Below are 25,920 nucleotides of genomic sequence, written 5' to 3'. Positions count from 1 at the left end.
CCGGCAACCCCTACCGCGATGACGCAGCGGCCATCCGGGCCGGGCGGGATTTCTATAATCAGAGGTGTGTGGCCTGCCACGGTCCTGGTCTCAAGGGGGGCTTTGCCCCGGATCTCTCCGGCTGGGCGGAGAGCGACGAGAAGCTCTTTGAACTCATCCATGACGGCCGCCTGGCCGCCGGGATGCCGGGCTTTGCTTCCCTGGGTGCCGAGCGGATCTGGCAAATCGTCAGCTATATCACCAATGGGGAGGCGGAGCGATGAGCGGGGCGGGGATTCTCTATCTGGCGATCACCTTCGGCCTTTTCGCGATTTTTGCCGCCATCGTGGTCTGGACCTTCAGCGGCAAACGCAAAAAAAGGCTGGAGGAACCCAAAAAACGGATGCTTGAGCCGGACGAATAATTTGCCGCCCCCGTTGCTGGTTCGGCTTTTGTTTGATATCCGGCCCAAGGCCGGCTTTGCCGATCACTATTGAGTGACGCTGATCTAAAGGTTTAAGAGAGGTAGGACAATGAGCAAGGCATCAACCCCCCAGGCTGGTCCCCACAGCGACGGCATCAAGGAAGGACACGCCGCGCCGCCGTTTTATTTTAAATTGCTCTATGGCGGACTGGTGGTCTGGGCAATTTTTTTCACGGCCTATTTTCTCCTCAGCGGCTGGAGTTCCAGCGACGAATTCGCCCGGAAAATGTCGGTCCATCAGGAAACGGCGGTAACCCGCTAGTTGGAGTGGGCCCAGGAAAAGCTGGTGCCGGGCCCAACAGTTATCCATCGTTAAAAGAATTGGTCAGCTGCCAGCTGAAGGTCGCCCATGATTCGGCCCTGGCGGCGTGCCGGTCAATGGCTCGGGGCGCTGCTCTTTTTCAGCCTGCCTTTCCTCCGTTGGGAGGGCGTCAGCCTGCTGCGCCTGGACATCCCGTCCTGGACCCTTTATTTTTTCGGGCGGCAACTGCGGCTGGAAGAGTTTTACCTGCTGGGCCTGGTTCTGCTGGCCCTGCTGTTCTTCTTGCTGCTGCTGACCATGGTCCTGGGCCGGGTCTGGTGCGGCTGGTGCTGTCCCCAGACCTGGCTGAACAACCTGGCCGAATGGCTGGCCCGCCGCCTGGGTTTGCGGGTCGAGCCCGCCGGCCTCGGCGGTTCCTGGTTTCGTCGCCCGGCGTTGCAGGCCTTTTATTTGTTGCTGGCCCTGCTGGTTGGATTGACCCTGGTCTGGTATTTTGTCGCCCCGGAAATTTACTGGCAGCAGCTGCGGGCCGGGGAGTTGGGGTCCTGGCCCCTGGGCTTTACCCTGGTCCTGACGGTTTTGGTCTATTGCGACCTGGCCCTGGTTCGGCGCCTGGCCTGCCGGGATTTTTGCCCCTATGGGCGTTTCCAGGCCATTCTGCTCGACCGGGGCACCCTGACCCTGGGGGTCACCGCCGATCATGAGCGGCGCTGCCTCGACTGCCGTTCCTGCGTGCGGGCCTGCCCGATGGGGATTGATATCCGCCGGGGCTTCCAGGTGGAATGCATCAATTGCGGCAACTGCCGTGACGCCTGCCGCCGGGTCATGGCCCGGGTTGAACCGGGGCGGCCGGGCCTGATCCAGTATCGCTTCGGTTGGGATGACGGCAACCGGCAGGCCCTCCTGACTCCGCGGCTGTTGCTGGTGGGGCTGGTTTTCCTCCTCAGCCTGACGGCCTTTTTTTACCTGGCCGGCCAGCGCCAGGCCGTCAGTCTGCAGGTGGCCCGGCTGGTGACGGCCGAGGCGCCGGCGGCGGGCCCGGCTATCCACCGTTTCCGGGCCCAGGTGGCCAACCGGACCGCCATGGCGGCGGAATATCGCCTGGTGGTCCGGGGCCGGGCCGGCAACTCCTTTCCCGAGGACCCGGCGGGGCCGGTGATCGGCCAGGGAGCTGATTTCTTCGTCCTGGAGGCCGGTGAGCGGCGCCAACTGCTTTTCGCCGTGGTCCTGCCGCCGGCCGCGGCCGGAGAGGTTAAATTTCTGACCTTTTTGCTGGTGGATCGGGCTGAGCGGGAACATGCCCCGGTGAGTATCACCTGGTAATTTTTTCGGTTATCCAGCTGATAAATGGTAAAAAGTGGAAGATTAAGTTTATGGTTTATCGCCAGCCGGGGCAGTAAATCTCTGAAACCGGGCTGCAAATATCATCAGGGGAAGGTTGCCTAAAGCTCCTGCGACCTTCTGCAACCGGTAAGGCTGCACCGGTCACTCCGCAACCCGCCGACCCTGCAACCACAAACCTTCCGTGATGGCAACGGGAGTCAGAGGACCCAGACCATGCAGATTGCCAAACCCCTGAATGATTCCGGCTCCACCCGTTGGCCGGCGGCGGCCCGTTACCGTTGGCCCCTGCTGCTGGGCGGCCTTTTCCTGGCCTTCCTGCTCTTCAGCAGCTGGTCCATATACCAGGCCGGGGCTCGGGTAAGCCCGGTGGTCGATCCCGATTACTATCGCAGCGGCCAAGGCTACCATGCAGAGGAACGGGCCTGGCGAGCCGCCGCCGCGGCTGGCTGGCAGGTACTGCTGGCCCGGGAGGGCGAGTTGCTCCAGGCCCGCCTGCTCGATGGCGACGGTGCTCCGGTCGGCGGCAGCCGGGTCACTATTCGGAGTTCGCGCCGGAATGGGGTCAACGACCAGTTCTGGCAGGTGACCCTGGCTGAGAGCTCCCCGGGGGTTTATCAGGCCAGGGTGGTCGAGGTGCCAGTCAATCCGGTGGAACTCTTGTTGTCGGCGGCCACCGCGGAAGCCCGCTTGGATCGCCGGTTCCGGGTCAGCGCAGGCCAGTGGGGGGAGCTGGCCCTCTGAAACGAAAACTTGCCGCAGGGCCGCGGGTTGAGGCAAGCGGAACGGCGCCGCGTACCCCGCGGCAAGCAGGCCGGGCTATCGTCCGAACCCGGGGACCGCGCCAAGCTCAGGTGGAATATCCGGATTCAGTCCGGTTTTACTGGCAGGAGGAAGCGACTGAAGTGACTGGCAATGAGGCGAGGCGGCGATCACTCCACTGCGGGAGAATCCGGGAAGCGTGGTTGCGATGATGGAGGATGACGGAGGGGCTCTGGCTTCTTGCCATCATTGCCGGGATCCTTTGCCGGCCGATGGCGGGTTCCAAAGTGAACGCGCCGGGAGCCAATACCGTTTCTGCTGCCGGGGCTGTCTGGGAGCCTGGTTGATCATCACCGGGGCCGGCCTCGGCGATTATTACCGCAAACGCTCCTGGCAGGATCCCGGCGGCATGGCCGAGGTTTTCGCCGCCCGCTACGATGACAAGATACTGGACCGCCATGTCCGGCATGGAGCCGAAGGCGACGAACTGGCCTTCCTGGTCGAGGGCATCCGTTGCGCCACCTGTGTCTGGCTGATTGAGAAAATCGTTGCCGATCTGGCCGGGGTTTACCAGGCCCGGGCCAATTACGGCAGCCACCGGGTCCTGGTCCGTTACGACCCGGAGCGGCTGACCCCGGCCCGGATCTTTGCCGCCGTCGCCCGCCTGGGCTACCGCCCCCGGGTACTCACCCGGGACAATCTCCACCGGGCCGCCGAGGCCGAAAGCCGCGATCTGCTCCTGCGCTTCGGCACCGCCTTTTTCCTGGCCATGCAGCTCATGGGCTATTCCCTGGCCCTCTATGCCGGCTATTTCCAGGGCATCAGCGAATTTGCCCGCGATTTCATGCAGGTAATGGCGGCCCTGGTCACCACCCCGGTGGTCTTTTACTCCGGCTGGCCCTTTCTGCTCGGAGCCTGGCGGGCCTGGCGCAGCGGCGTGCCCAACATGGACCTGCTGGTCGCCCTTGGCGTCTTAGCCGCTTATTTTTACAGCCTCTACGCCACCGTGGCCGGGGGCGAAGTCTATTTTGAAACCGCGGCGATGATTGTGACCCTGATCCTGCTGGGCCGGCTTTTTGAAAACAGCGCCCGGCGCCGGGCCGCCGCGGGGGTCGATCGCCTCCTGCACCTGACCCCCGATACCGCCTTGCGCCTGGAAGAGGGGCGGGAAGTCCGGGTGGACAGCAGCGACTTGCGGCCCGGCGACCGGATCCTGGTCCGGCCCGGGGAACGCTTTCCGGTGGACGGCGGCATCCTGGCCGGGGAGTCCGAGGTGGACGAAGCGGTGGTAAGCGGTGAAGCCCGGCCCCTGAAGCGGGGGCCCGGGGATCCGGTGGTGAGCGGCAGCCTGAACCTGACCGGCGCTTTGACCGTAAGGGTGGCCAAAAGTGCGGCGGAATCCTTTGTCGCCCGGATGGCCGACCTGGTGGAAGAGGCCCAGGCCCGCAAGGCCCCGGTGCAGCGCCTGGCCGATCGCCTGGCCGCCGGCTTTGTGCCGCTGGTTTTGGCTTTGAGCCTGGTGACCCTGATTTTCTGGCTCTGGCGGGGGATCGGGATCGGCCCGGCCCTGCTGACGGCCATCGCCGTCCTGGTGGTGGCCTGTCCCTGCGCTTTGGGACTGGCTACCCCCACTGCCGTTCTGGTGGCCACCGGCCGGGCCGCCGGCCGGGGGATCCTGTATCGGGGCGGCGATGTCCTGGAGGCCAGTGCCAAAATCACCCACGTGGCCTTCGACAAAACCGGGACCCTGACCACCGGCCGGCCCCAGGTCGTGGCCCTGGTTCCCGCCCCGGGCGGTGAGGGTTCGGCCGCCCCGGCCGACCGGCTGCTGGCCTTGGCGGCCGCCGTGGAAAGCGGTTCCAGCCATCCCCTGGCGGAGGCCATCGTTACGGCGGCCCGGGAGCGGGGAGTGGTTCCGGACGGCGCGGGGGCAGAGCAGTCGGCCATTAAAGCCGTTGCCGGCCGCGGCATGGTCGGGCAAAGCCCCGAGGGGCGAATAATTGTCGGCAGCCGGGAATTTCTTGCCAACCAGGGCATTGTAGTTCCGTCGGCGGCGATGGTCGGCGCTGAGGCGGGGCCTAAAGAGAAACCGGCCGCGGCCCGGGCTCCGGGAGCAAGCCCCGGTTCGGCGCCGGGGCCGGATTTGCCCCCCCTGACCGAAGTCCATGTCGCCGTGGACCGGGGCTATGTCGGGGTTATTCTGCTGGATGACACCTTGCGGCCCGACGCGGCGGTGCTGGTGCGGGAACTTGAGCGGCGGGGTTTGCAGTTGCTGATGCTCAGCGGGGATAATGCCGGGGTGGCTCAACGGGTGGCGGCCGAGGCCGGCATTGGCCGGGTGTTCAGCGCCATCGATCCGGCCGGCAAGAAGGAAATCATCGAACAACTGCGCTCGCAAGGGGCCCGGGTGCTGATGGTGGGCGACGGGATCAACGACGCGCCGGCTCTGGCTGCGGCCCAGGTGGGTTGCGCCCTGGCCGGGGGGACCGATATCGCCGTCGGGTCCGCCGGCCTGGTTCTGACTCGCGATCGGCTCGGCGATTTGGCCCCGGCCCTGGCCCTGGCCCGGCGCAGCCTGAAAATTATCCGGGAAAATCTTTTTTGGGCCTTTTCCTATAATCTGGTAACCTTGCCCCTGGCCGCCGCCGGCTACCTGGCCCCGGTATATGCCGCCGCCGCCATGGCCGCCAGTTCGATCCTGGTGGTGGCCAATTCATTGCGCCTGTCACGCTGATCCGCTCCGGGCCAGCGTCCAGGTTCGATTTAACCAATGGTTGCGGCGGCCGTCAGGCCGGGAGAAGCAAAGATCATGCTGGAATCAACCATCGCGCTGATTATCCTTTCCCTGGGCCTGGGGCTTGCCGCCTGGCTGGCCTTTGTCTGGGCGGTGAAAAAAGGCGAGTTCGATGATCCGGAAGGTCCCAAATACCGGATGATGAACGACGATGACGACGACCGGGAAAATGGTTCCCGGCGGGACTGATCCCGCCGGGAGCGCTCAGCGGTTGGGCCCGACCTGATCGCCGGTACGGACCGCATGGTTGCTTCTTTCGGTCACCAGGGCCGCGGCCCGGTCGGCGGTAACCCGCAGGACCATGAGTTCCCCGGTCTGGGGCGGATCTTGGGCGGCGGCGGACCTGACCGCCAGGCGCAGGCCGGGAACCAGCCCTTGATTGCCGCCCTGGTCGAGATAGACGATGTCACCGGTGCCGGCCAGCTGGCGCTGGTGATGGAGAGCCACCACGGTGCCGGTGAAGGAGAGGGTTTCCGCGGCCGGGAGCGGAATCGGCACCACCGGGGGCTCGGGGACCGGCCCCAGCAGGTCGTCGGTCTTCAATTCGGCAAAGGAGCGGCTGACCACGGCCTGTTGGCCGGAAGCGTCGACGCTGACAATCTCGACAATGGCGATGTCGGCCAGCAGATGGCCCGGGCTGGTTCCCCGGAAGGTCAGGGCCGGGACCTTGCCCAGATCGCGATAAACCCCGAACCGCTGGCCGGGCTGGGCCCCGGGGGCCTGGACCAGGATTAGTTCTTCGCCGCCGGCGTGGCGCCAGCCCTGCCTGGTGCCCAGCACCCGGCCCTGGGCGGGCAGTTCCCGGGTGACCATGCCGATTCCCCGGTCGTATTGGCGGGCCAGTTCCAGCTCTTCCTGGCTGAGGGCCGGGCCCATCCCGGGCCCTGGTTCCTCGCCGGTCCTGATCGCCAGGGGCTGGCCGGAGCGGGAAGGGATACTGGGGAGATCGGCCGGGTCAGGCAAGGCGAGGGCGGTTCGGGCAGGATCATCGGCCTCCCCGGGCTTGGCCGGCAGGGCCATCGGGGCCGGGGTCGGCGGGGCCAGGGGAATGCGGAACACCTGGCCGGGGAAAATCCAGTGCGGATCAGCAATAAAGGGGTTCAGTTTCCAGATGCTGGGCCACAGAAAAGGATCCTTGAGGTATCCCTCGCTCAGATCCCAGAGGGTATCACCTTTCTCAACCGTATGGCGGGTCATTTCTTCCGCCTGGAGAAACCGGCCCGGATCGATGACAGCGACAGAAGCTAAAACCGCGGCAGTGATAACGAGTTTTTTCATGGCTGCTTCCTCTTGTTTTCAGCTAGTCGAAGGGATTCATCAAGTTGTTGCCTGACGATGAAAGCCGCTTTTTTAACCCCTGGTTTGGCGACATAAACCCAGGGCAGGCGGCATCCGGCGGTTTGGCCCGGCCTCGCGGCCCCTGTCAGGGGGGCGAGCAAAAGCCTGACAGTCGGTTCACATTATATAAATGCCCCGCGGAATCTTAAATGTCAAGCAGACCGTGAAGATTGTCCATTGCCCCACAGGCGGCAAAAGGTCGGGAAGACAGGCACGATACCCGCGGGGGGGCATGGTCCCGGGCCTTGCGAGGGCAGCAAGACTTGACGAAGCCTGGGCTATGACTTTAATCACACTCGGGCGGGTAGGGAAACATATTTCCTTGGCCCGGCCAGGGTTAATCAATATTTTCCGCATCTGAGCCAGCCGGATTGCAAGGGCGACCATCTTTGCCGCCCCCTTTACTGGCGGCGCCAAGCATTATTGGCACCGTAAAGGTAGCAGGGAAGGGCCGCCGGGCCCCGGCAGGCCAGGCCTGCAACCTAAACGTCGATTGGCTAATAATAGCGAAGCCAGGGAGAAGTTGTTGAACTTGTTTGCTCTGGATCCTCTCTACGGCATGGCTTTTGTCACCGCCCTGCTCGGTTCGGGCCACTGCCTGGGGATGTGCGGCCCCCTGGTGGCCGCCCTCTCCTTGAGCGGTCCCGGCCGGGGTAGGGACGGAGCAGCGGGCGGCAGCATCGCCGCCGGCACCATCTTTCACTTGCTCTACAGTACCGGCCGGATTTTGACTTACACCTCCCTGGGCGCCCTGGTGGGCTGGTTCGGTTCGGCTTTGGCCTATACCCAGAACCTGGTCCTGGTCACCGCCCTCGCCCTGATTTTTTCCGACCTTTTCATCATCGTGGTCGGATTGGCCACCGCCGGGGCCTTTCGCCGCCTCAACGTCATGGGTCTCAAGTTTCCCGCGCCCACGACTCTGGTCACCGCTCTGGTCGCCAGGCTCGCGGTCCTGCCTCCGACCCTGCGGGCCCTGCCCGTCGGTCTGTTGATGGGTTTCCTGCCCTGCGGCTTCCTCTATGCCATGTTCATCGCCGCCGCCCAGAGCGCTGACGCCCTGCGCGGGGCTCTGACCATGCTGGCCTTCGGCCTGGGTTCGGTGCCGGCCCTGCTGCTCTTCGGCAGCGCCGCCAGCTGGCTCAGCGGCAAGGCCCGGGGCCGGATGCTGCAAGCCGCCGGGGTCATGGTGGTGGCCATCGGGCTTTACAATCTCTATAATCACCTGCTGATTTTCGACTGGATCCTGGCCGGGATCCCCTTCATCGAAGCGCTCTGCCATTAAGCCGATCGCCGGGGGCGGTTTTTTCCGCTCAGGTGGGCCCGCAGACCGGCCAGATCGCGAAGGCGGCGTTGGGTTTGTAGCCGACCCCCAGGGCTCCCTTGGTCAGATAAAGGGCCCAGGCCCAGTCGGTTTCAAAAAAACTGGTGGTGGAGGACCAGTAGACCTCCTGCACATTGTTGAAGGGATGCCCCGCGGCCAGGGCCGGGCTGTGCCGGCTGCAGTCCACCAGGGATTCCAGGGCGTTGATTGACGGCAGGCGCCAGTCGCGGCGGCCGCCGAAATTTTTTCGATTGAGTTCTCTTATCTCATCCAGGGCCGCTTGCCAGCCCAGCGGGCGCCGGCCAACATTGGCGTCCCGCAACCAGAGCAAGCCGGTGTGGCGGTCTTGCACCATCTCGTCATTGCTCCGAAAACGGGGGTTGGGCGGGCGCAAGCCATGCTGGAATTCCCCGTCCTGGCCGCTGCCCGGACAGGGCATCAGGCGGCCCGCCGGATCGTGGCAGTTTTGCTGGCCGGTGGCGGCCAGGACCGCGCTGTGGCCCCGGACCGGCCAGAACAAATAATACTGGTCCTTGCGGCCATAAAACATCCGGCCGCCTTCCAGGTTGATATACCAGGCGTAGGCGGGGTTGATGGCGGCGCTGGTCGAGGTCCAGTACCAGCCCAGAAAGACGTTGACAAAAGGGTGGCCGGCGGGCAGGGCCGGCTTGCGGGCCTGGTGGCTGATCAGGCTCAGCAGCTCCCGCCGGTTGGGCAGGCGCCAGTCGGCATAACCGAAAGCCCGAGCAGTATTCATCGCCGCCGCCAGTTCCAGGGCTTCCGGCCAGGTTACGGGAAATTCCTGGCGATTGGCGTCGCGGGTCCAGCAGAGGCCGGTCAGGGCGTCCAGCACGATTTCATCCCGGGGCTCAAACCGGGAAGCGGACCAGCGGCGGCCGTAACGGAATTCCCCGTCCTGGCCGCTGCCCGGGCAGGCCATCTCGCTGCCGTCGGCCGCGTAGCAGCGCTCCTGGCCGGTGGCGAGGGGGGTGAACCAGCCCCTTGCCTGCCGGTCGGAAGCGGGATCGCCGGATTGGAGGTTGGTTTTATCAGCGCTCATGGCGCGCATGCTAGCCCACAGGGCCCCGGCTCGTCAAGCAACGAGGGATTGCCGGGGCAGGTTTCTCCCCATAACAGTTGGTTGGACCCGGCTCTGCTTGCCCTTTCCTTACTCGCCAGCCGGGCGGCAGCATGGCAAAAAGGATATTGATTTATCCGTCCCGCTTAAGCGATGATGGAGGGCGAAGTATCCAGCCCGATTTAAAACCCAACTTAAGGCGAGGGAGACGTAAGCATGAGCGATCTCGATATCTGGCCCGGCAAACCCTATCCCCTGGGGGCCTTCTTCGACGGAGAAGGCACCAACTTCTCCCTCTTTTCGAGCGTGGCCGAGCGGGTCGAACTGTGCCTCCTGGACGGCCAGGGCCGGGAAACCCGCCTTAATCTGCGCGAGGTCACAGCCTACTGCTGGCACGGTTACCTGGCCGGGGTGCGACCGGGCCAGCGCTACGGTTTCCGGGTCCACGGTCCCTGGGCGCCGGAACAGGGTTTGCGCTGCAATCCGGCCAAGTTGCTCCTTGATCCCTATGCCAAGGCGGTCAGCGGCCAGGTTCAGTGGAACGAAGCCGTCTACCCCTACCATTTCGGCGAGCCCGACCGGCTCAACGAGCAGGACAGCGCCCCCTTTGTCCCCTGTTCGGTGGTGATCGAACCCGGTTTCGACTGGGGTGATGACCGCCGTCCCGACACTCCCTGGCACCAGAGCATCATCTACGAACTGCACGTCAAGGGGTTCACCCGCAACCATCCCGATATTCCCCCCGAACTGCGCGGCACTTACGCTGGCCTGGCCCATCCCGCCGCCATCGACTATCTCAAGGAACTGGGGATTACCGCGGTCGAGTTGATGCCGGTGCATCAGTTCATCCACTATGCCCATCTGGTGGAAAAGCAGCTCCGCAACTACTGGGGCTACAGCACCATCGCCTATTTTGCCCCCCACAACGAATATGCGGTCGCCAGCGAACCCGGCCGCCAGGTCAACGAGTTCAAGGAAATGGTCAAGGCCCTGCACCAAGCGGGGATCGAGGTGATTCTGGACGTGGTCTACAATCATACCTCGGAGGGCAATCACCTTGGCCCCATGCTGAGCTTCAAGGGAATCGACAACGCCGACTATTACCGCCTGGTGGCTGATGATCTCCGGCATTACATGGATTACACCGGCACCGGCAACAGCCTCAACATGCGTCATCCCCATGTGCTCCAGCTGCTGATGGACAGCCTGCGCTACTGGGTGCTGGAAATGCACGTGGACGGCTTTCGCTTCGATCTCGCCGCCACCCTGGCCCGCGAGCTCCACGAGGTGGACCGGTTGTCGGCCTTCTTCGACGTCATCCAGCAGGATCCGGTGATCAGCCAGGTCAAACTCATCGCCGAGCCCTGGGATCTGGGCGAAGGGGGCTACCAGGTCGGCAAATTCCCGCCGCTGTGGTCGGAATGGAACGGCAAGTATCGTGACTGCGTCCGCGACTACTGGCGCGGCCAGGATCAGACCATGGCGGAGTTTGCCGGCCGGTTGACCGGCAGTTCCGATCTTTACGAAAACACCGGCCGCCGGCCCTACGCCAGCATCAATTTCGTCACCGCCCACGACGGCTTTACCCTGCGGGATCTGGTTTCCTACAACGAAAAGCACAACGAGGCCAACGGCGAGGAAAATCGCGACGGCACCGACGACAACCGCTCCTGGAACTGCGGGGCCGAAGGACCCAGCGACGATCCCGCCGTCAACGACCTGCGCGCCCGCCAGCAGCGCAATTTCCTCGCCACCCTGTTCCTCTCCCAGGGGGTGCCGATGCTGCTCGGCGGCGACGAGATCGGCCGTAGCCAGGGCGGCAACAACAACGCCTATTGCCAGGACAACGAGATTTCCTGGTTTAACTGGGAACAGGCCGATGGCGAGCTGCTGGATTTCAGCCGCCGGCTGCTCCGGTTCTACCGGGAACACCCGGTTTTTCACCTCCGGGGCTGGTTTCAAGGCCGGCCGATCCGCGGGGTTGGAGTTTCGGATATCGCCTGGTTCAATCCCGAGGGCCGGGAGATGGAGGATAACTGCTGGCAAGATGGCTGCACCAAGTCGTTTGCCGTTTTTCTCAACGGCGAGAGCATTACGACCCCGGGTCCCCGGGGCGAAAGGATCAAAGATGCCCGCTTTTATCTGGTGTTCAATGCCCACCATGAAGCCCTGACTTTTACCCTTCCCGCCCGGGAGTGGGCCGCCGGCTGGCTGCGGGTCTTTGATACCGTCGAGGGCTGGCGGGATGACGAAACCAGGCTTGCCTCCGGCAGTGCAGTGGCGGTCGAAGCCCGCAGCCTGATGGTGCTGCGCCATGCGCCCTGATCCAGCCCCCCAGCTGGCCGCGGTCCTGTTCGACCTGGACGGGGTGGTTACCGATACCGCCGGGGCCCATGTGGCCGCCTGGCAGCGCCTGTTCGACGATTACCTGCAGCAAAGGGCTAAGCAGGAGGGCGGCGAATGGCAGCCCTTCGATCCCGATCGCGATTATCGGCGCTATGTCGACGGCAAGCCCCGCTATGACGGGGTCCGGAGCTTTCTGAAGGCCCGCGGCATCGAACTGCCCTACGGGGAGGAGAACGATGCCCCGGAGCGGGAGACCATTTGTGGCCTGGGCAACCGCAAGGACCAGTATTTTCGTGCCTGGCTGGCCGCTAACCGGGTCGAGGTTTATCCCGGCACCCGGCGGCTGATTGCCGATCTGCGCCGGCGCGGCGTCAAAGTGGCGGTTTTTTCGGCCAGCCGCAACGCGACCGCGGTGCTGGCCAACGCCGGCGCGGAACGGTTGTTCGAGGCCAAGGTCGACGGCAGTGACCTGGCCGCCCTCGGCCTGCCCGGCAAGCCGGAGCCGGCGATGCTGCTCGAAGCCGCGACCCGCCTGGGGGTGGCTCCGAAACGGACCGCGGTGCTGGAGGACGCCATCGCCGGCGTCGAGGCCGGGGTCCGGGGCGGCTTCGGTCTGGTGATCGGGGTCGACCGAGGCGATTACGGCGCCGAACTGCGCAAAGCGGGGGCCCGGCTGGTGGTCCATGATCCGGGCGAGCTGGCCCTGGGCCGGGAAAATGTCCTGCTGGTCAAAACCCTGCAGAATCTGCCCGCGGTGGAGGAGGAAGAAGGGCGGATCCGGCACCGCCTGGCGGAGAAAACCCCGGCGGTGTTCCTCGATTACGACGGGACCCTGACCCCCATCGTCGAGGATCATACCAAGGCCCTGCTCGCTGGCGATATGCGGGCCGCGGTGGCCGAGCTTGCCCGCCACTGCAAGGTTGCCATCGTCAGCGGCCGTGATCTCGGGATGCTGCAGAAACTGGTGGGCATCGACTCGGTCTACTATGTCGGCAGTCACGGTTTTGAAATCGCCGGGCCCAAGGGCTGGAGCAAAAGCCTGGAGAAGGGGGCCGAGTTCCTGCCCGAGCTTGACCGGGCGGAAAAGCGTTTAGAGACTGAACTGGCCGAGATCAAGGGCCACGCCGTCGAGCGCAAACGTTTTTCGATAGCCGTCCATTACCGCCGGGTGGCCGAGGCCGATCTGCCGCGGATCGAGCAGGTGGTGGAGCAGGTGCTGGCCGACCACCGCGGCTTAAAGCAGGGCTACGGCAAGAAGGTGTTCGAAATTCAGCCCGCCATTTCCTGGCACAAGGGCCGGGCCGTCCTCTGGCTGCTGGAGCAGCTCGACCTTGACCACCCCGGGATCGTGCCGCTCTATATCGGCGATGACATCACCGATGAGCATGCCTTTCGGGCCTTGAGCGGCCGTGGGCTGGGCATTGCGGTGCGCGATCATGAGTCTCGGCCCACCGCCGCCGATTACGCCCTGGCCGGCCCCGGGGAAGTCAAGGGGTTCCTCGAACTGCTGGCCGGCCTGGCGCGCGGCCCAGCGGGGCGGCCGCCAGGCCGCGACTGAATGCAAAGGAGAGCGCATGGATTCCTGGCACTTCGTTTACGAGGATTACGACCCTGAGCAGGAGGGGCTGCGGGAAGCCCTTTGCACCCTGGGCAACGGCTATTTCGCCACCCGGGGGGCGGCCCCCGACAGCCCGGCCGACCCCATCCACTACCCGGGCACTTACCTGGCCGGGGGCTACAACCGTCTCCAGACCAGGATCGCCGGGCGGGAGGTGGAAAACGAGGATCTGGTCAACCTGCCCAACTGGCTGCCGCTGACCTTCCGGATCGATGGCGGGGAATGGTTTCGCCTCGACGAGGTTGAAATCCTGGCCTATCGCCAGACCCTCGATCTTAAGGCGGGCCTGCTGCACCGCGATCTGCGGTTCCGCGACCGGCAGGGCCGGACCACGAGCTGGCGCGAACGGCGGTTGGTCAGCATGGCCGATCCCCATCTGGCCGGGCTTGCCGTCGAACTGCGGGCCGAGGACTGGTCGGGGCGCCTGACGGTGCGCAGCGCCCTGGACGGGACCGTCACCAACAGCGGGGTGCGCCGCTACCGCAAGCTGGCCAATCGCCATCTGGAAACCCTGGAACAGGATCATCCCGAGCCGGACACCATGTTCCTGCGGGTGCGGACCAATCAGTCCCTGGTCCAGGTGGCCCAGGCCGCCCGGACCAGGCTTTACCGGGACGGAGTCGAGCTCGAGGCCGAGCGCCGCCCCCAGATCGGCCCTGATCAGGTCAGCCAGGAAATCGTCCTGCCGCTGGCTGCGGGAGAAGTGGTGGAGGTGGAGAAAATCCTGGCCCTGCACAGTTCTTTCGATCAGGCGATTTCCGAGCCCGGCCAGGCCGCCCGGCATACCCTGGCCGCCGCCGGTCGCTTCGCGGAACTCCTGGTTCCCCATGCCCTGGCCTGGAAGCACCTCTGGCAGGACGGCGACATCACCCTGGAAGAACATGCGGCCCGGGATTCCGAGTTGAAGCTCCGGGTCCATATTTTTCATCTTTTGCAGACCGTATCCTTTCATACCGTCGACCGCGATGTCGGGGTGCCGGCCCGGGGCTGGCACGGCGAAGCCTATCGCGGCCACATTTTCTGGGACGAACTCTTCATCTTTCCCTTCCTGACTCTGCGGATGCCCATTCTTACCCGGGCCCTGCTGCGCTATCGCTACCGGCGGCTGCCCGAAGCGCGGCGGGCGGCCCGGGAAGCGGGTTACGCCGGGGCCATGTATCCCTGGCAAAGCGGCAGCACCGGGAGGGAGGAAACCCAGCACCTGCACCTCAATCCCCGCTCGGGCCGCTGGCTGCCCGACAATTCCCAGCGCCAGCGCCACATCAACGCGGCCATCGCCTACAACATCTGGGCCTATTGCCAGGCCACCGACGACCACGAGTTTCTCTATTACTACGGGGCCGAAATGCTGCTGGAAATCGCCCGCTTCTGGGCCAGTATCGCCACCTACAACCCCGCCCTCGACCGTTATGAAATCAAGGGGGTCATGGGGCCCGATGAGTATCACACCGCTTATCCCGACCGCGACCCCGAGCGGGAGGGGGGCCTCAACAACAATGCCTATACCAATATCATGGCGGCCTGGGTCTTAAGCCGGGCCCTGGATGTCCTCGACCTGTTGCCGCGCTTTCATGGTCACATGCTTTACGAACGGATCGGCCTGCGGCCCGAAGAGCCCGAACGCTGGCAGGAGATCAGCCGCAAAATTCGGGTACCGTTGCACGAAGGGGGCATTATCAGCCAGTTTGAAGGCTATGGCGAGCTCGAGGAATTCGACTGGTCGGCTTATAAGAAGAAATACGGCGAGATCCAGCGTCTCGACCGTATTCTGGAGGCTGAAGAAGATACCCCGAATCGTTACAAGGTCTCCAAACAGGCCGATGTGTTGATGCTTTTCTATCTTTTCTCCGCCGACGAGTTGAAGCTGCTTTTCGAACAACTGGGCTACCCTTTCGAGCCGGACACCATTCCCCGCAACGTGGAATACTATCTCGCCCGTACTTCGCACGGCTCAACCCTGAGTCAGATCGCCCATTCCTGGGTATTGGCCCGTTCCGATCGGTCCGGCTCCTGGGAGCTTTTCCGGCGGGCCCTGGACAGTGATATCGCCGATATCCAGGGCGGCACCACCGCGGAGGGCATCCACGTCGGGGCGATGGCCGGGACCATCGACCTGGTTCAGCGCTGCTATCTCGGCATTGAGATGCGAGCCAACGTGCTCCATTTCGATCCCGCCCTGCCCGCCGACCTCGGCCGCCTGAAGGTGCGCCTGCGCTACCGGCGGCAGATCCTGGCGGTGGAGGCCAACCACGAGCTGCTCAGAATCTCCAGTTGCTCCTTCACCGCCAACCTGGTTACCGTCGCCTACCGGGGCCGCTACCGCCAGGTTGCTCCCGGCGATTCGTGCCAATTCCGGCTCATCAAGCCGGGGGAGCGCGACCGGGACGAGAACCGGGCCCGGGAGAGCTAGTGGTGGCGCAACTCAAGCCTTAAAACACCAGGGCGACCTGGTCCCCGGGCACCCGCCTGACCCTCGGCGGTTGATTTCCGGGCGCCGATGGGCGGCGCTTGATCTTAACCCTGTTTAATACTTCTCCAAGGAGATCCGTCATGAAACGGAACACCATCCTGGCCGCGCTTCTGGTTTTCTTACTTTTTGGTGCTCCTCTTGCCCAGGCTGAGACGCACCGGTGGGAAGTCGACCAGGATCATTCCAATATCTATTTTGACGTGCGCCACACTTTTGTGACCGTGCGGGGTCTGTTCGAAAACTTCAGCGGAACGGTGATTTTCGACTCCGCCGACATCACCATCGGCCGCTTTGACTTCAGCATCGAGGTCGCCAGCATCAATACCAACATCAACCGGCGGGACGATCACCTGCGTTCGGATGATTTCTTCGACACCCGCAAGTTTCCCCGGATGACCTTTACCACCATCGCCATCAAGCACTTGCAGGGAGACGATTACCTGCTCGAGGGTTATCTGACCGTCAAGGATGTTACCCGGCGGGTCGCGCTGCCGCTCACCTATTACGGCCAGCGGGAAAACCCGCTGGAAAAGGGGGAACTGGTAGCGGGGTTCGAGATCGCCTTCACCATGGACCGTTTGGCTTACAATGTCGGTTCGGGTAAATTTTTAGAAATGGGGGTGGTGGGCCAAGAGGTCGAGGTCCTGGTGGCCCTGGAGGTTCTCCGGGACCAATAGCTTTAGGCTTACTTGATAAGTCTTCTTCGCATGGTTTTGAGGCTCAAAAAATAGAAAACCAGGGCAAAGCCGGTCAGATATCCGAGACTCAGCAAAGGGTGCGCCTCCATTTTGCCGAGGGTCAGCAGGCGGGTCAGTTCGACCAGGTGATAAAGAGGTGAAAACAGGGCCAGAGCCTGCCCCCACAGCGGCAGACCCGAGACCGGGAAAAAGGTGCCGCTGAACAGAAAAAGGGGAGTGACAAATAAAAAGATCGGCAGATTGAACATATCAATGCTGGGAGTGATTCCGGTAAAAAACATCCCGGCCGACCCGAAAGCCAGGCCTCCGAGAAAGGCCAGGGGCACCACCAGCAGGGCGAGGGGAGAATTAACCAAACCAAGGGTGGCGATGACCAGCAGAATTATCGCCGCGGCCAGCATGGACTTGGTGGCCCCCCAGACTATTTCCGCGGTAATCACCTCGTTGAGGGACAGGGGTGTGGCCAGCATGGCATCGAAGGTTTTCTGGTAATACATGCGGACAAATGAAGCGTAGGTGGTTTCAAAGAAGGCGTTGAACATGATGGCCGTGGCCAGCAGGGCGGGGGCGATAAAACGGATATAGCTGATCTCCTCGCCGGCATGGTGAACAGCGCCGACCAGACCGCTCAAGCCGACCCCGAAGGCCGCCAGGTAAAAAAGAGGCTCGAACAGCGGCACCAGGAAATTTACTTTCCAGATCCGGCGATAGACAATGAGGTTCCTCCGCCAGACCCCAAACAAACGCCAGGACAGATCAAGGCCTCTCATTCGCGCAACTCCCGGCCGGTCAGGTGCAGGAAGACATCTTCCAGGGTACCGTTCCTGAAAACGCATCTCTCGTGACAGAATCTTTCTCTGATCACCCGGCTCAGCTGATCGTTTGCTCCGGGATATATTATCAGCCGGTTGGCCAACTCTTCGTGTCTTACCTGTTGCTGCTTCACAAAAGCCACCAACTCCGGCCGGGGGGTGCTCACCTCGATAATAGATTTTCCTGCATAGGCGCTGATAAGTTGGTCCGGGCTCCCCTCCACCAGGATGCGGCCCCGGTCCATGATGATCAGCCGGTCACAGAGATGGGCCGCTTCCTCCATGTAATGAGTGGTCAGAACCATGGTCAGGCCGCGGGAACGGAGTTCTCGCAACTTATCCCAGACCTGGTGGCGGGACTGGGGATCAAGCCCGGTGGTGGGCTCGTCCAGAATAACCAGCCGGGGATCATTGATCAGTGCCCTGGCCAGCATGAGCCTGCGGGCCATGCCGCCGGAGAGCTGGCTGACCTGGGCCAGCCTTTTGTGGCTCAAGGCAAAGAAATTCAACAGCTCCCGGGTTTTATGCGCCGCCACGCTTTGGGCCAGCCGGTAATAACCGGCAAAAACCAGCAGGTTTTTTTCCACGCTGAGATCAGGATCAAGGGTGTTGTCCTGTTGGCAAACTCCGATTTGCCCGCGGATTTCCCGCCAGCCGGTGCTGATATCAAGGCCGAAGACTTTCATGACCCCAGCGCTGAGGGGGGAAAAACCATACATCATTCTGATGATGGAAGTTTTGCCTGCCCCGTTGGGGCCTAGCACGCCGAAGAACTCGCCATGGCGAACAGTCAGGCTGACCTTGTCCACGGCGGTAAAGGAACCGAATTTTTTCGTCACCTCAACCGCTTCGATGATCGGGTCTGCTTTGGCCATCAGGGCCGACTCCCAGGAGCAGGCGGGACCGTGCTGCCGGTGGCAAGCTTGATATTGCGGTAGCAAGATCTCACCGTTTCCCCGGTGTTATCGCTGTCGGTCATGAGCGCCAGTGAATGAATCGGGGGGGGCTCGCCGCCGAAGGCCCGGCGGTAATATTCCGCGATGTTTACCTCTTCCCGCACCCAGGTCCCGGCCCGCTGGTTGCCGCTCTGGAGGGCGACCAGCCGGGCGTTTGCAGTGTAGGTGCTGGTGACGATCTCATCAATTTCCAGCCGGTTGGCCCAGATGAAGTTCAGGGTCCGGCCGGGGATTTCCCGGCCGTAAAAGACTTCCAGTATCCGGGCCCGGGCCCGCTCCCACCTGCTCAGCCGTTGATCCCGTTTGAAGTTGACGTAAACGCGGCCGGCGTAATCATCTCCCTGCCGGCTCCTGGCATCTCCTTTTTCGAGAACATGCTCGATTCGCCACTCCCAGCTCAAAACAGGGTAGTCGGCCAGTTGGCCGGGAAATTCATGCGCCAGGGCCGAGGCAGAAGCGATCGCCAGGGCGCAGACCATCTCTGCGGCCGGATCGAATTCATAGTGAGTTCCGGCCCGGCCCGGAAAGCTGATCTCCTGCCAGTTTTCCCATTGCTCCCGGTTTTCAAAACCCAGGATCAGCGGTTCGGCGCAGATGGGCCGGGCCAGAAGCAAGCTGCCGGCCAGCAGCATCCAGCCGAGGGATACAAGCCTGATCATGGCAATATTCCTCCCGCAGTGACCCACTAATTATCAAGTCCGGCCGGCTGTTGCCGGCAATATCACGGCCGTGGCCCTTTTTGCGCTCCAGAACGGGCTCAGGCCTCGGTGCCGCTGCTGTCCTGCACAGTTTTACCTGGTTCAGGGAATTTTCGAAAACATAAAAACAAACTCTAACATGCAATTTCTGTGAAACGCGAGGCTGTTAACCCTGGAGGGCCATGATTGCCGCCGGGCTCCCGGCCGATTTCGAGTTGACAGCCTGGCCCTCTTTCCCTTATTAAGGAGATATGCATTTCCAACAGGCCAAGCGCCTAATCTTCATTTACCCATTTACAGGAGGAAACCAATGCGAAAGTTGATCAGTTACGCCGGAAAGCCTTTGTGTTTGTTGCTGCTCGTTTCATTTGTGCTGCTGGACCTGACCATGAGCGTGCATTCCGCCAAAGCCGGCCTGATCGGGACCGAGACGGTCATCAATGTCCAGGCGACCGATGATGCCCGGGCCCGGGTCGCCGCCTTCCTGGAAAGGGAGGATGTCCAGCAGGCCATGATCAACCAGGGGGTCAACCCCGCCGAAGCCAGAAGCCGGGTGGCCGCTCTTACCGAAGAGGAAGTGCTGAAGATTGCCGGTGAACTGGATCGGCTGCCGGCCGGTGCCGGGGTGGGCGCCGTCATTGGGGCGGTGGTTTTGATTTTCCTCGTGCTGCTGATCACCGATATCCTTGGTTTCACCAAAGTATTTCCATTTACCCGCTCCGCCCGCTGAGGCCCGCGCTTGCCGGGTCCAAGCCGGAGGCGGCCGTCAACCCTCGGGGCCGGCGGCCGCCTCTCAGCTCCGTCAAAAATGCCGCGGCTGTTCCCCGGCCGGGCCGGTGAACATCTCCGTTCCCGGCTCCTGCTCCTCTTCCTGCTGCTGACCCTGGCCGGCTGTGCCGGCTCTTTCCCTGGTTCTTTCCGGGAGCACCCCGGCCCGGAGCGGGTTTTTATCGACTCCGTTCCCTTTTATGCCCAGGAAGAATATCAGTGCGGGCCGGCGGCCCTGGCCATGCTCCTGACCTGGAGCGGCCGCGAGATTACCCCGGACCAACTGACCGACCAGGTTTACTCCCCGGACTTGCAGGGCAGTCTCCAGCCGGCCATCATCGCGGCCACTCGGCGCCACGGGCGCCTGGCCCATCCCATTGCCGGCGGCGAGGCTCTGTTGGCCGAACTGGCGGCGGGGCATCCCGTCCTGGTGCTCCAGAATCTTGGTCTAAGCTGGTTTCCCCGCTGGCACTACGCGGTGGTTATCGGCTACGATCGGGACCAGAACAGCTTTATGCTCCATTCCGGGGCCCAAGCGGCCACAAGCTTGTCGGCCCGGGTTTTTGCCAATACCTGGCGGCGCAGCGGGTCCTGGGGCCTGCTGGTGCTGGCGCCGGAGCAAATACCGGCCACGGCCTCCGAAGAGACTTTCCTGGCGGCGGTGGTCGGCCTGGAGCAGGCCAGCCAATGGTCGGCCGCCAGCCGGGGTTATGCCGCCGCCCTGGCTCGTTGGCCAGCCAGTTTTGTCGCTTGGATGGGGCGGGGCAATACGCTCTATCTGCTTGGCGATCCGGCCGGGGCTGAAGAGGCATTCCGCCGGGCCCTGAGCCTGCAGCCGGACAATGGCCCGGCTCTGAACAACCTGGCCCTGGCCCTGGCGGCCACCGGTCGCCGGGCCGAGGCCCTGACCGTAATCAGGCAGGCCATCGAACTGGGGGGTCCCTTGGAGGAACAGTTCCAGCAGACCCTGGAGGAAATTGGCGAGGAATAAATTTTGAAGTTGGCAAAAATCATCCTCCTGGCCGTTGGCGCCCTGGGCGTTCTCTTTATCGTGGGAGTGTTGCTGCTGCTCCAGAAGGTGGATACCGGGGCGGTCAAATCACGGATTGAGACGACTGCTTCCAGTATCCTGGGGATGGAGGTCCGGGTCGGTGGCCGCCTGGATTTCGGTTTCTTCCCGGGCTTGTTCGTCAGCCTGGAGAATGTTCAGCTGCGCAATCGAGACAGCGAATTGGCGGTGGCGGAAAAGATTCGGATCGGGCTTAATCCCTTGCCCCTGCTCAAAAAGGAAGTCCGAATCAGCCGGGTGGTCGTGGAAAAGGCCAGGATCACCGTCGAGCAGGGCCTTGACGGCAGCTTCAATTTCCAACCGCCGGAGCAGCAACGGCAGGATCTTGCCGCTTGGACGGCCCCGCGCATTTCCTTGCGGGAAGGGGATTTGGTTTACCTCGACCGGCGATCGGGGACTGAATTCAGCGCCGAGGGCTGCAGGCTCGAGGTCCGCCAACTCCAGCTGGCCCCGGAGACCAGCCCGGACTTCATGCAGAACCTGGCCTTGCGAGCGGATCTCGCCTGCCAGGAAATCCGGCACGATGATTTCAGGGGCTCCAACCTTGCGTTGTCGGCGGATGGCCGGCAGGGAAGTTACGAATTTGCCCCGGTCACAATCCGGCTCTTCGGGGCCGAGGGCAAGGGGCGGATTCTGGCCCGCTTCAGCGGGGCCGAGCCCGAATACGCCGTCGATTTCTCCCTGCCGCGGTTCAGGATCGAAGAGTTTATACAAACCCTGACCCCGCAGGAGGTTGCCCGAGGGTCGATGGATTTCTCCGCTCAGTTGACCATGCGCGGCAGCGAGGTGGAGGAGTTGCGGCGAACCGCGGCCGGCCGGCTGGCCCTGCGGGGCGAGAACCTCACCTTTATCGGCACCGATCTTGACCGGATGATTGGCCGGTTCGAAGCCACCCAGACCTTCAACCTTGTCGACGTGGGGGCCTTTCTTTTCGTCGGGCCAGTGGGCCTGGCCGCCACCAAGGGGGTCCAGTTCGCCACCATTTTCCAGGGCAGCGGCGGCGCCAGCGAGGTCAGGACCCTGGTTTCCGACTGGGAACTCGAGGCCGGCCAGGCCCGGGCCCGGGATGTGGCCTTGGCGACCGGAGAGAACCGCCTCGCCCTCCAGGGAAAACTTGATTTAGTCAACGAGCGCTTTGACAACTTGACCATCGCTCTGCTGGATGACCGGGGCTGTGCCGTGGTAAAGCAGCAAATCCACGGGCCCTTCCAGGCCCCGGTGGTGGAACAGCCGAGCATTATCGCCTCTCTTACCGGCCCGGTCCGCAGATTGTTGCAACGGGGAGCGAGACTGTTTCCCGGGGGAGAGTGCGAAGTTTTCTACACCGGTTCGGTGGCGCCCCCGGCGCCTTGAGCCACGCCGGCCAATCCTCCGGATGGCCCCGGACATCCCGCCGGGTTTTCCCCCTGTCCCCAGCTCCCGCGGTTCATCGGCAACCCGGCGTTGTGCCCCCCGACCGGCCGGCTCTCTCGCTCCGGGTAAATCATAACCACTTCGATCACCACTGGATAAAAAATAACCAGGTCAACCACTCGCCCAGGCGGCAAGTTGTCAGCCGGCGGTGATCGGCTTCGCCTCAAGTATTACTCTGTTGCAGTGACTTGACTTGGTTGCGGCAGGGTATGGCACGAATTTTGATTACTATATTTCCCAGGATAGGGATCAACTTACGGGTCCGCCTTCCCGGGGAGGCGGGCGAAAATTTCACCAGGAGATATAACCGATGAAAAGTTTAACCGGAATTTTCCCCTTGGCCTTGCTGGCGGTACTGGTATTCAGGCCCGATGAAGTATTGGCTTTTGGCGGTTATGGCGGCAGTTCCGGCTGGTGCGGCTTCGGTAGCTGGTTCGGACCGGGAGCCGGTCCCATGGGCTGGTTCGGCATGTTGCTGATGATACTGTTCTGGGCCCTGGTATTATGGGCTATTATCGCCCTGTTGCGGGGGATATGGCGCTTTGCCGGTTCGGGGAGCGGTCGGAATGGCCCGGTTGCCGGCGATGACCGCGCCCTGACTATGTTGCGGGAGAGTTTTGCCCGCGGCGAGATCGATGAGGCCGAATTCAACGCCCGCAAACAGGCCTTGGGGCACTGAAAAAACCTGTGCTCAAGTTGATCCGCCAGCCGGTGTCATAACCAGTCCACCGGCTGGCGTTTCGCCAGTCGATCGGCGGAATTTGACCCTCCGGGAAGGACCATCTTTTCCTTGTTGCAATCCCCGTCACACTGCCGTTCCTGCTGGTGAATCCCGCCCACTCCGGTTTATCGCGGTTGGTCCGAACCGCTTCAGGGGGCGAGATATTGCCGCAGCATCTGCCGGGCCGGGGCGGAGTCCCAGGGAACCGCGCCGACAATTTTTTCCCGCAGGACCCCCTGGCGGTCAATGATGTAGGTTTCCGGCACCCCGGTCAGGCCGTAAGCCTGGGCCACCTTGGCCTTGGGGTCGACCAGGAGGGGGAAATCAGCGCCGATGCGGGCGGTCAGATTGGCGGCCAGGACCGGGTCGTCGCTGTAGAGGACGGTCAGCACCTTGAACTGATCTTGGGGAAAGTCGGTGTGGAGCCTTTGGATATAGGGCAATTCTTCCCGGCAGGAAGGGCACCAGGTGGCCCAGAAGTGGAGAAACACCACCTGACCTTTTAGTTCGGCCAGCTCCCAGTTGCGGCCCTGGGTATCGACCAGCTTGAAGTCCGGCGCCGGTTCGCCTACTTCCGCGACCTCCCGGCTGCAGGCGGCCAGCAGGAAAAACAGGCAAAGCATCGCTGCCAAAGATAAAAATCTCTTCATAAAAAAAGGCTCCCGGATTGTGGGGGGATTGAATATTTAACCGCCGGCGTTGCTGGGCGCTGATCCGGCCCCGGGCGGCTCGAGGTATTCTTAACATGACAGCCGTCCTTGCCGCTGGTTCCCTTCTTTCTGCGGGCAGGATAAAGAGAAGCGGGGGGTGGACCCAACCGGCGCCGCTCTGTTGCCAGGGCCGGGTCGCTGGGGTATAGATTCAACACAGTCGGCAGCGCCGCCCCTTCTGATAAGGGACCAACCCCGGCCCGATTAGGGGCGCCGGCCGCAGCCGCCGGCTCCGGGGCCGACCTCGAGCTTCCCGGGCCCGGGACATAAGAACCGGACCGGGGACCAATCAAGCCAACCCAGAGGACCGAAGCATGAAAAAAATCAGCCAGTACTTTCTCCAGGGCCTGCTCATTCTGGTGCCGGGGGTGGTCACGGTTTACGTGGTCTACCTGGTTTTTACCAAGATCGATGGCATTTTCCCCTTTGCCTTGCCGGGGGCCGGTTTTCTGCTGACCATCGGGATGATTCTGGCCGTGGGGTTTGTGACCTCCAACCTGCTGGCCCACCGGCTGGTCGCCCTGGTGGACCGTCTTTTCGCCCGGTTGCCCCTGGTGGCCCTGCTCTACACCTCCATCAAGGACCTGGTCAACGCCTTTGTCGGCGACAAAAAGAGCTTCAACAAGCCGGTGGAGGTGGCCCTGGACGCGGACCACCAGGTGCGGGTGCTGGGTTTCATTACCCGGGACGAGTTGCAAAACCTGGGGCTGGCCGATAGTGTCGCCGTCTATCTGCCCCAGTCCTACAATTTCGCCGGCAACCTGCTCATCGTCGCCCGCGACCGGGTAACTCCCCTGGCCGCCGATCCGGCTGAAATCATGAAGCTCATCGTCTCCGGCGGAGTTTCCTCCCGCTAAGTCCGGCCTTTCCCGCCAGCCGGCCGCGGCTGCCCCCAGCGGCGCCGGCGTCCGCGGGCCGCTGGGGTGCTTGACATTTTGTTCCGGTTTGCCGGGTTCAGCTTGAGGTGAGCTTGGCCAGGTTGGCGTTGACGAAATCCCAGTTGACCAGCTTTTCCAGGAAAGTGGCCATGTAGTCGGGGCGGCGGTTCTGGTAGTCCAGGTAGTAGGCGTGCTCCCAGACATCCATGGTCAGCAGGGGCACCATGCCCCGGGTCAGGGGGTTTTCGGCGTTGGGGGTTTTGGTCACCCCGAGCTTGCCCTCGGCCAGAACCAGCCAGGCCCAGCCGCTGCCGAACTGGGTGGCCCCGGCATTCTTGAATTCGGCGACAAATTGGTCAAAGCCGCCCAGGTCGGCCTTGATCAACTCGGCAATCCTGCCGCCGGGCTGGCCGCCGCCCCCGGGCTTCATCCCCTGCCAGTAGAAAGAGTGGTTCCAGACCTGGGCCACATTGTTGAATATGCCGGCCTTGCCGGCATCGTCGGCGGTTCGCCGCATGATTTCCTCCATGGCCAGGCCGGCAAGGTCGCTGTCCGCCAGCAGTTTGTTGCCGTTGTCCACGTAAGCCTGGTGATGCTTGCCGTAGTGAAACTCCAGGGTCCGGGCGCTGAGGTGGGGCTCCAGGGCGTTGAGGGCATAGGGCAGTCCGGGCAGTTTCAGACTCATGATAGTTTTCCTCCTTGTAATAATCTGTCGGGGCGCGGCTCTGTTAAAAGCATAGCAGGCGGCGAGGGCTTGTCAAGTTCCGTTCCCCGGCCCGGATTCAGTCTCCGTCCCGGCGGCCGGCGGCCCTGACCAGGGACTGGAAAAGCCGCTGCTGGACTTCCTTCTGGGGCAGGTACTCGGGATGCCACTGGACCCCGAGGCACCAGCGGTCGGTGGCTTCGATGGCCTGGACAATCCCGTTGTCCTCGCGGGCGCAGACCTTTAGATTCCGGCCCAAAGCGGCGACGGCCTGATCGTGCAAGGCGTTGACCAGCAGGGTCTCGGCCCCGGTAATCCGGGCCAAGCGGGAATCGGCCTCCAGGCTGACCCGCTTCACCGGCAGCAGGCTGCGGACCCGGGGGGTTTCCACGTAGAATCCCTCCAGGTTGCGATTCAGGTTGCCGCCGCGAACCACGTTGATCAGTTGCATGCCGCGACAGATCCCCAGAATGGGCTTGTCGGCGGCCAGGGCCCGGCCGATCAGCTCTTTTTCCAGCGCGTCGCGCTTCAGATCCAGGGTGCCCCCGTGGGACTGGAACAGCAGCCGCAACAACCAGAGCAGGGGGTAAAAGACATAACCAAACAATCGCTGGGTCAGGTTGCTTTCAGCCGCCCGAATTTCATCGGCATGGGGGCTTTCACCATTTTCGTAGAGTTCGGGGTCCACGTCGGCGCCGCCG

At 63.1% G+C, this 25,920-nt stretch carries 23 protein-coding genes and 1 pseudogene; 16 read left to right on the top strand and 8 right to left on the bottom strand.

Annotation, left to right across the window (positions count from 1 at the left end):
* From ACHHTY_RS09205 to ccoS, 7 genes are all read left to right on the top strand, one after another.
* Positions 1-263 (top strand): c-type cytochrome (locus tag ACHHTY_RS09205; RefSeq protein ID WP_395493822.1); only part of this gene is annotated, 263 nt, incomplete at its 5' end.
* Positions 260-403 carry a CcoQ/FixQ family Cbb3-type cytochrome c oxidase assembly chaperone gene (locus ACHHTY_RS09200; protein WP_395493821.1) on the top strand — a complete coding sequence of 48 codons (144 nt, stop codon included), beginning with the start codon at positions 260-262 and terminating at the stop codon, positions 401-403. The genes ACHHTY_RS09205 and ACHHTY_RS09200, both read left to right, overlap by 4 nt.
* A gap of 109 nt (positions 404-512) precedes the next feature.
* Positions 513-725, top strand: a complete 213-nt coding sequence (locus tag ACHHTY_RS09195; protein ID WP_395493820.1) for a hypothetical protein — start codon at positions 513-515, stop codon at positions 723-725.
* A gap of 87 nt (positions 726-812) precedes the next feature.
* Complete coding sequence (locus ACHHTY_RS09190) at positions 813-2,048, top strand: 4Fe-4S dicluster domain-containing protein (RefSeq protein ID WP_395493819.1); 1,236 nt, start codon at positions 813-815, stop codon at positions 2,046-2,048.
* A gap of 234 nt (positions 2,049-2,282) precedes the next feature.
* Positions 2,283-2,810, top strand: coding sequence for a FixH family protein (locus ACHHTY_RS09185; protein ID WP_395493818.1), 528 nt, complete (start codon positions 2,283-2,285; stop codon positions 2,808-2,810).
* Positions 2,811-3,036: 226 nt separating this feature from the next.
* Positions 3,037-5,562 carry a heavy metal translocating P-type ATPase gene (locus ACHHTY_RS09180; protein ID WP_395493817.1) on the top strand — a complete coding sequence of 842 codons (2,526 nt, stop codon included), beginning with the start codon at positions 3,037-3,039 and terminating at the stop codon, positions 5,560-5,562.
* 75 nt (positions 5,563-5,637) lie between these two features.
* Positions 5,638-5,811, top strand: coding sequence for a cbb3-type cytochrome oxidase assembly protein CcoS (gene ccoS / locus ACHHTY_RS09175; protein WP_395493816.1), 174 nt, complete (start codon positions 5,638-5,640; stop codon positions 5,809-5,811).
* 15 nt (positions 5,812-5,826) lie between these two features.
* Here ccoS and ACHHTY_RS09170 read toward each other — a convergent pair whose 3' ends face one another.
* Positions 5,827-6,900, bottom strand: coding sequence for a LysM peptidoglycan-binding domain-containing protein (locus tag ACHHTY_RS09170; RefSeq protein WP_395493815.1), 1,074 nt, complete (start codon positions 6,898-6,900; stop codon positions 5,827-5,829).
* 586 nt (positions 6,901-7,486) lie between these two features.
* Between ACHHTY_RS09170 and ACHHTY_RS09165 the strand changes: the two genes are divergently transcribed.
* Positions 7,487-8,242 (top strand): sulfite exporter TauE/SafE family protein, encoded by a 756-nt coding sequence (locus tag ACHHTY_RS09165; protein ID WP_395493814.1) that lies wholly within the window; start codon positions 7,487-7,489, stop codon positions 8,240-8,242.
* A gap of 28 nt (positions 8,243-8,270) precedes the next feature.
* Here ACHHTY_RS09165 and ACHHTY_RS09160 read toward each other — a convergent pair whose 3' ends face one another.
* Positions 8,271-9,341: an Lcl C-terminal domain-containing protein gene (locus ACHHTY_RS09160; RefSeq protein WP_395493813.1), complete on the bottom strand. Its 1,071-nt coding sequence runs from the start codon at positions 9,339-9,341 to the stop codon at positions 8,271-8,273.
* 234 nt (positions 9,342-9,575) lie between these two features.
* Here ACHHTY_RS09160 and glgX point away from each other — a divergent pair, with 234 nt between their 5' ends.
* From glgX to ACHHTY_RS09145, 3 genes and pseudogenes are all read left to right on the top strand, one after another.
* On the top strand, positions 9,576-11,684 hold the full coding sequence (glgX, locus tag ACHHTY_RS09155; RefSeq protein ID WP_395493812.1) for a glycogen debranching protein GlgX: 2,109 nt from the start codon (positions 9,576-9,578) through the stop codon (positions 11,682-11,684).
* A pseudogene (otsB, locus tag ACHHTY_RS09150) lies at positions 11,674-15,733 on the top strand (trehalose-phosphatase). The gene glgX and the pseudogene otsB overlap by 11 nt, the downstream one beginning before the upstream one ends.
* A gap of 140 nt (positions 15,734-15,873) precedes the next feature.
* The gene (locus tag ACHHTY_RS09145) at positions 15,874-16,470 is read left to right on the top strand and encodes a YceI family protein (RefSeq protein ID WP_395493811.1); all 597 of its coding nucleotides are present in this window, start codon (positions 15,874-15,876) and stop codon (positions 16,468-16,470) included.
* Between the two features lie 8 nt (positions 16,471-16,478).
* Here ACHHTY_RS09145 and ACHHTY_RS09140 read toward each other — a convergent pair whose 3' ends face one another.
* Genes ACHHTY_RS09140 through ACHHTY_RS09130 form a run of 3 tightly spaced genes read right to left on the bottom strand, consistent with a single transcriptional unit; the run spans position 16,479 to position 18,918 of the window.
* Entirely contained in the window at positions 16,479-17,261 is a 783-nt protein-coding gene (locus tag ACHHTY_RS09140) for an ABC transporter permease (protein ID WP_395493810.1), read from the bottom strand.
* Positions 17,258-18,178 (bottom strand): ABC transporter ATP-binding protein, encoded by a 921-nt coding sequence (locus ACHHTY_RS09135; RefSeq protein WP_395493809.1) that lies wholly within the window; start codon positions 18,176-18,178, stop codon positions 17,258-17,260. The genes ACHHTY_RS09140 and ACHHTY_RS09135 overlap by 4 nt, the downstream gene beginning before the upstream one ends.
* Positions 18,178-18,918 (bottom strand): DUF3047 domain-containing protein, encoded by a 741-nt coding sequence (locus ACHHTY_RS09130; RefSeq protein WP_395493807.1) that lies wholly within the window; start codon positions 18,916-18,918, stop codon positions 18,178-18,180. Before ACHHTY_RS09130 ends, ACHHTY_RS09135 begins: the two co-directional genes overlap by 1 nt.
* 349 nt (positions 18,919-19,267) lie before the next feature.
* Here ACHHTY_RS09130 and ACHHTY_RS09125 point away from each other — a divergent pair, with 349 nt between their 5' ends.
* The 4 genes from ACHHTY_RS09125 (at position 19,268) to ACHHTY_RS09110 (ending at position 22,886) form a co-directional block, all read left to right on the top strand.
* Positions 19,268-19,687 carry a PA2779 family protein gene (locus tag ACHHTY_RS09125; protein WP_395493806.1) on the top strand — a complete coding sequence of 140 codons (420 nt, stop codon included), beginning with the start codon at positions 19,268-19,270 and terminating at the stop codon, positions 19,685-19,687.
* 78 nt (positions 19,688-19,765) lie between these two features.
* Positions 19,766-20,716, top strand: coding sequence for a PA2778 family cysteine peptidase (locus ACHHTY_RS09120; RefSeq protein ID WP_395493805.1), 951 nt, complete (start codon positions 19,766-19,768; stop codon positions 20,714-20,716).
* 3 nt (positions 20,717-20,719) lie between these two features.
* The gene (locus ACHHTY_RS09115; RefSeq protein WP_395493804.1) at positions 20,720-22,147 is read left to right on the top strand and encodes an AsmA family protein; all 1,428 of its coding nucleotides are present in this window, start codon (positions 20,720-20,722) and stop codon (positions 22,145-22,147) included.
* Between the two features lie 370 nt (positions 22,148-22,517).
* Positions 22,518-22,886, top strand: coding sequence for an SHOCT domain-containing protein (locus tag ACHHTY_RS09110; protein WP_395493803.1), 369 nt, complete (start codon positions 22,518-22,520; stop codon positions 22,884-22,886).
* 191 nt (positions 22,887-23,077) lie between these two features.
* On the opposite strand, the gene ACHHTY_RS09105 is transcribed toward ACHHTY_RS09110, so the two are convergent.
* Complete coding sequence (locus ACHHTY_RS09105; RefSeq protein WP_395493802.1) at positions 23,078-23,578, bottom strand: TlpA family protein disulfide reductase; 501 nt, start codon at positions 23,576-23,578, stop codon at positions 23,078-23,080.
* Between the two features lie 374 nt (positions 23,579-23,952).
* Between ACHHTY_RS09105 and ACHHTY_RS09100 the strand changes: the two genes are divergently transcribed.
* Entirely contained in the window at positions 23,953-24,495 is a 543-nt protein-coding gene (locus ACHHTY_RS09100; protein WP_395493801.1) for a DUF502 domain-containing protein, read from the top strand.
* 97 nt (positions 24,496-24,592) lie between these two features.
* Here ACHHTY_RS09100 and ACHHTY_RS09095 read toward each other — a convergent pair whose 3' ends face one another.
* Both ACHHTY_RS09095 and ACHHTY_RS09090 read right to left on the bottom strand, forming a co-directional pair.
* Positions 24,593-25,201: a superoxide dismutase gene (locus tag ACHHTY_RS09095; RefSeq protein ID WP_395493799.1), complete on the bottom strand. Its 609-nt coding sequence runs from the start codon at positions 25,199-25,201 to the stop codon at positions 24,593-24,595.
* A 97-nt stretch (positions 25,202-25,298) separates the two neighbouring features.
* A partial coding sequence (locus ACHHTY_RS09090; RefSeq protein ID WP_395493798.1) for a gamma-glutamyl-gamma-aminobutyrate hydrolase family protein occupies positions 25,299-25,920 on the bottom strand: 622 nt, incomplete at its 5' end.

The organism is Desulfurivibrio nitratireducens (assembly GCF_044068515.1).
GTDB lineage: Bacteria > Desulfobacterota > Desulfobulbia > Desulfobulbales > Desulfurivibrionaceae > Desulfurivibrio.
Note: the sequence above shows the minus strand (reverse complement) of the source record. Positions and strands in the feature narration are given on the sequence as shown.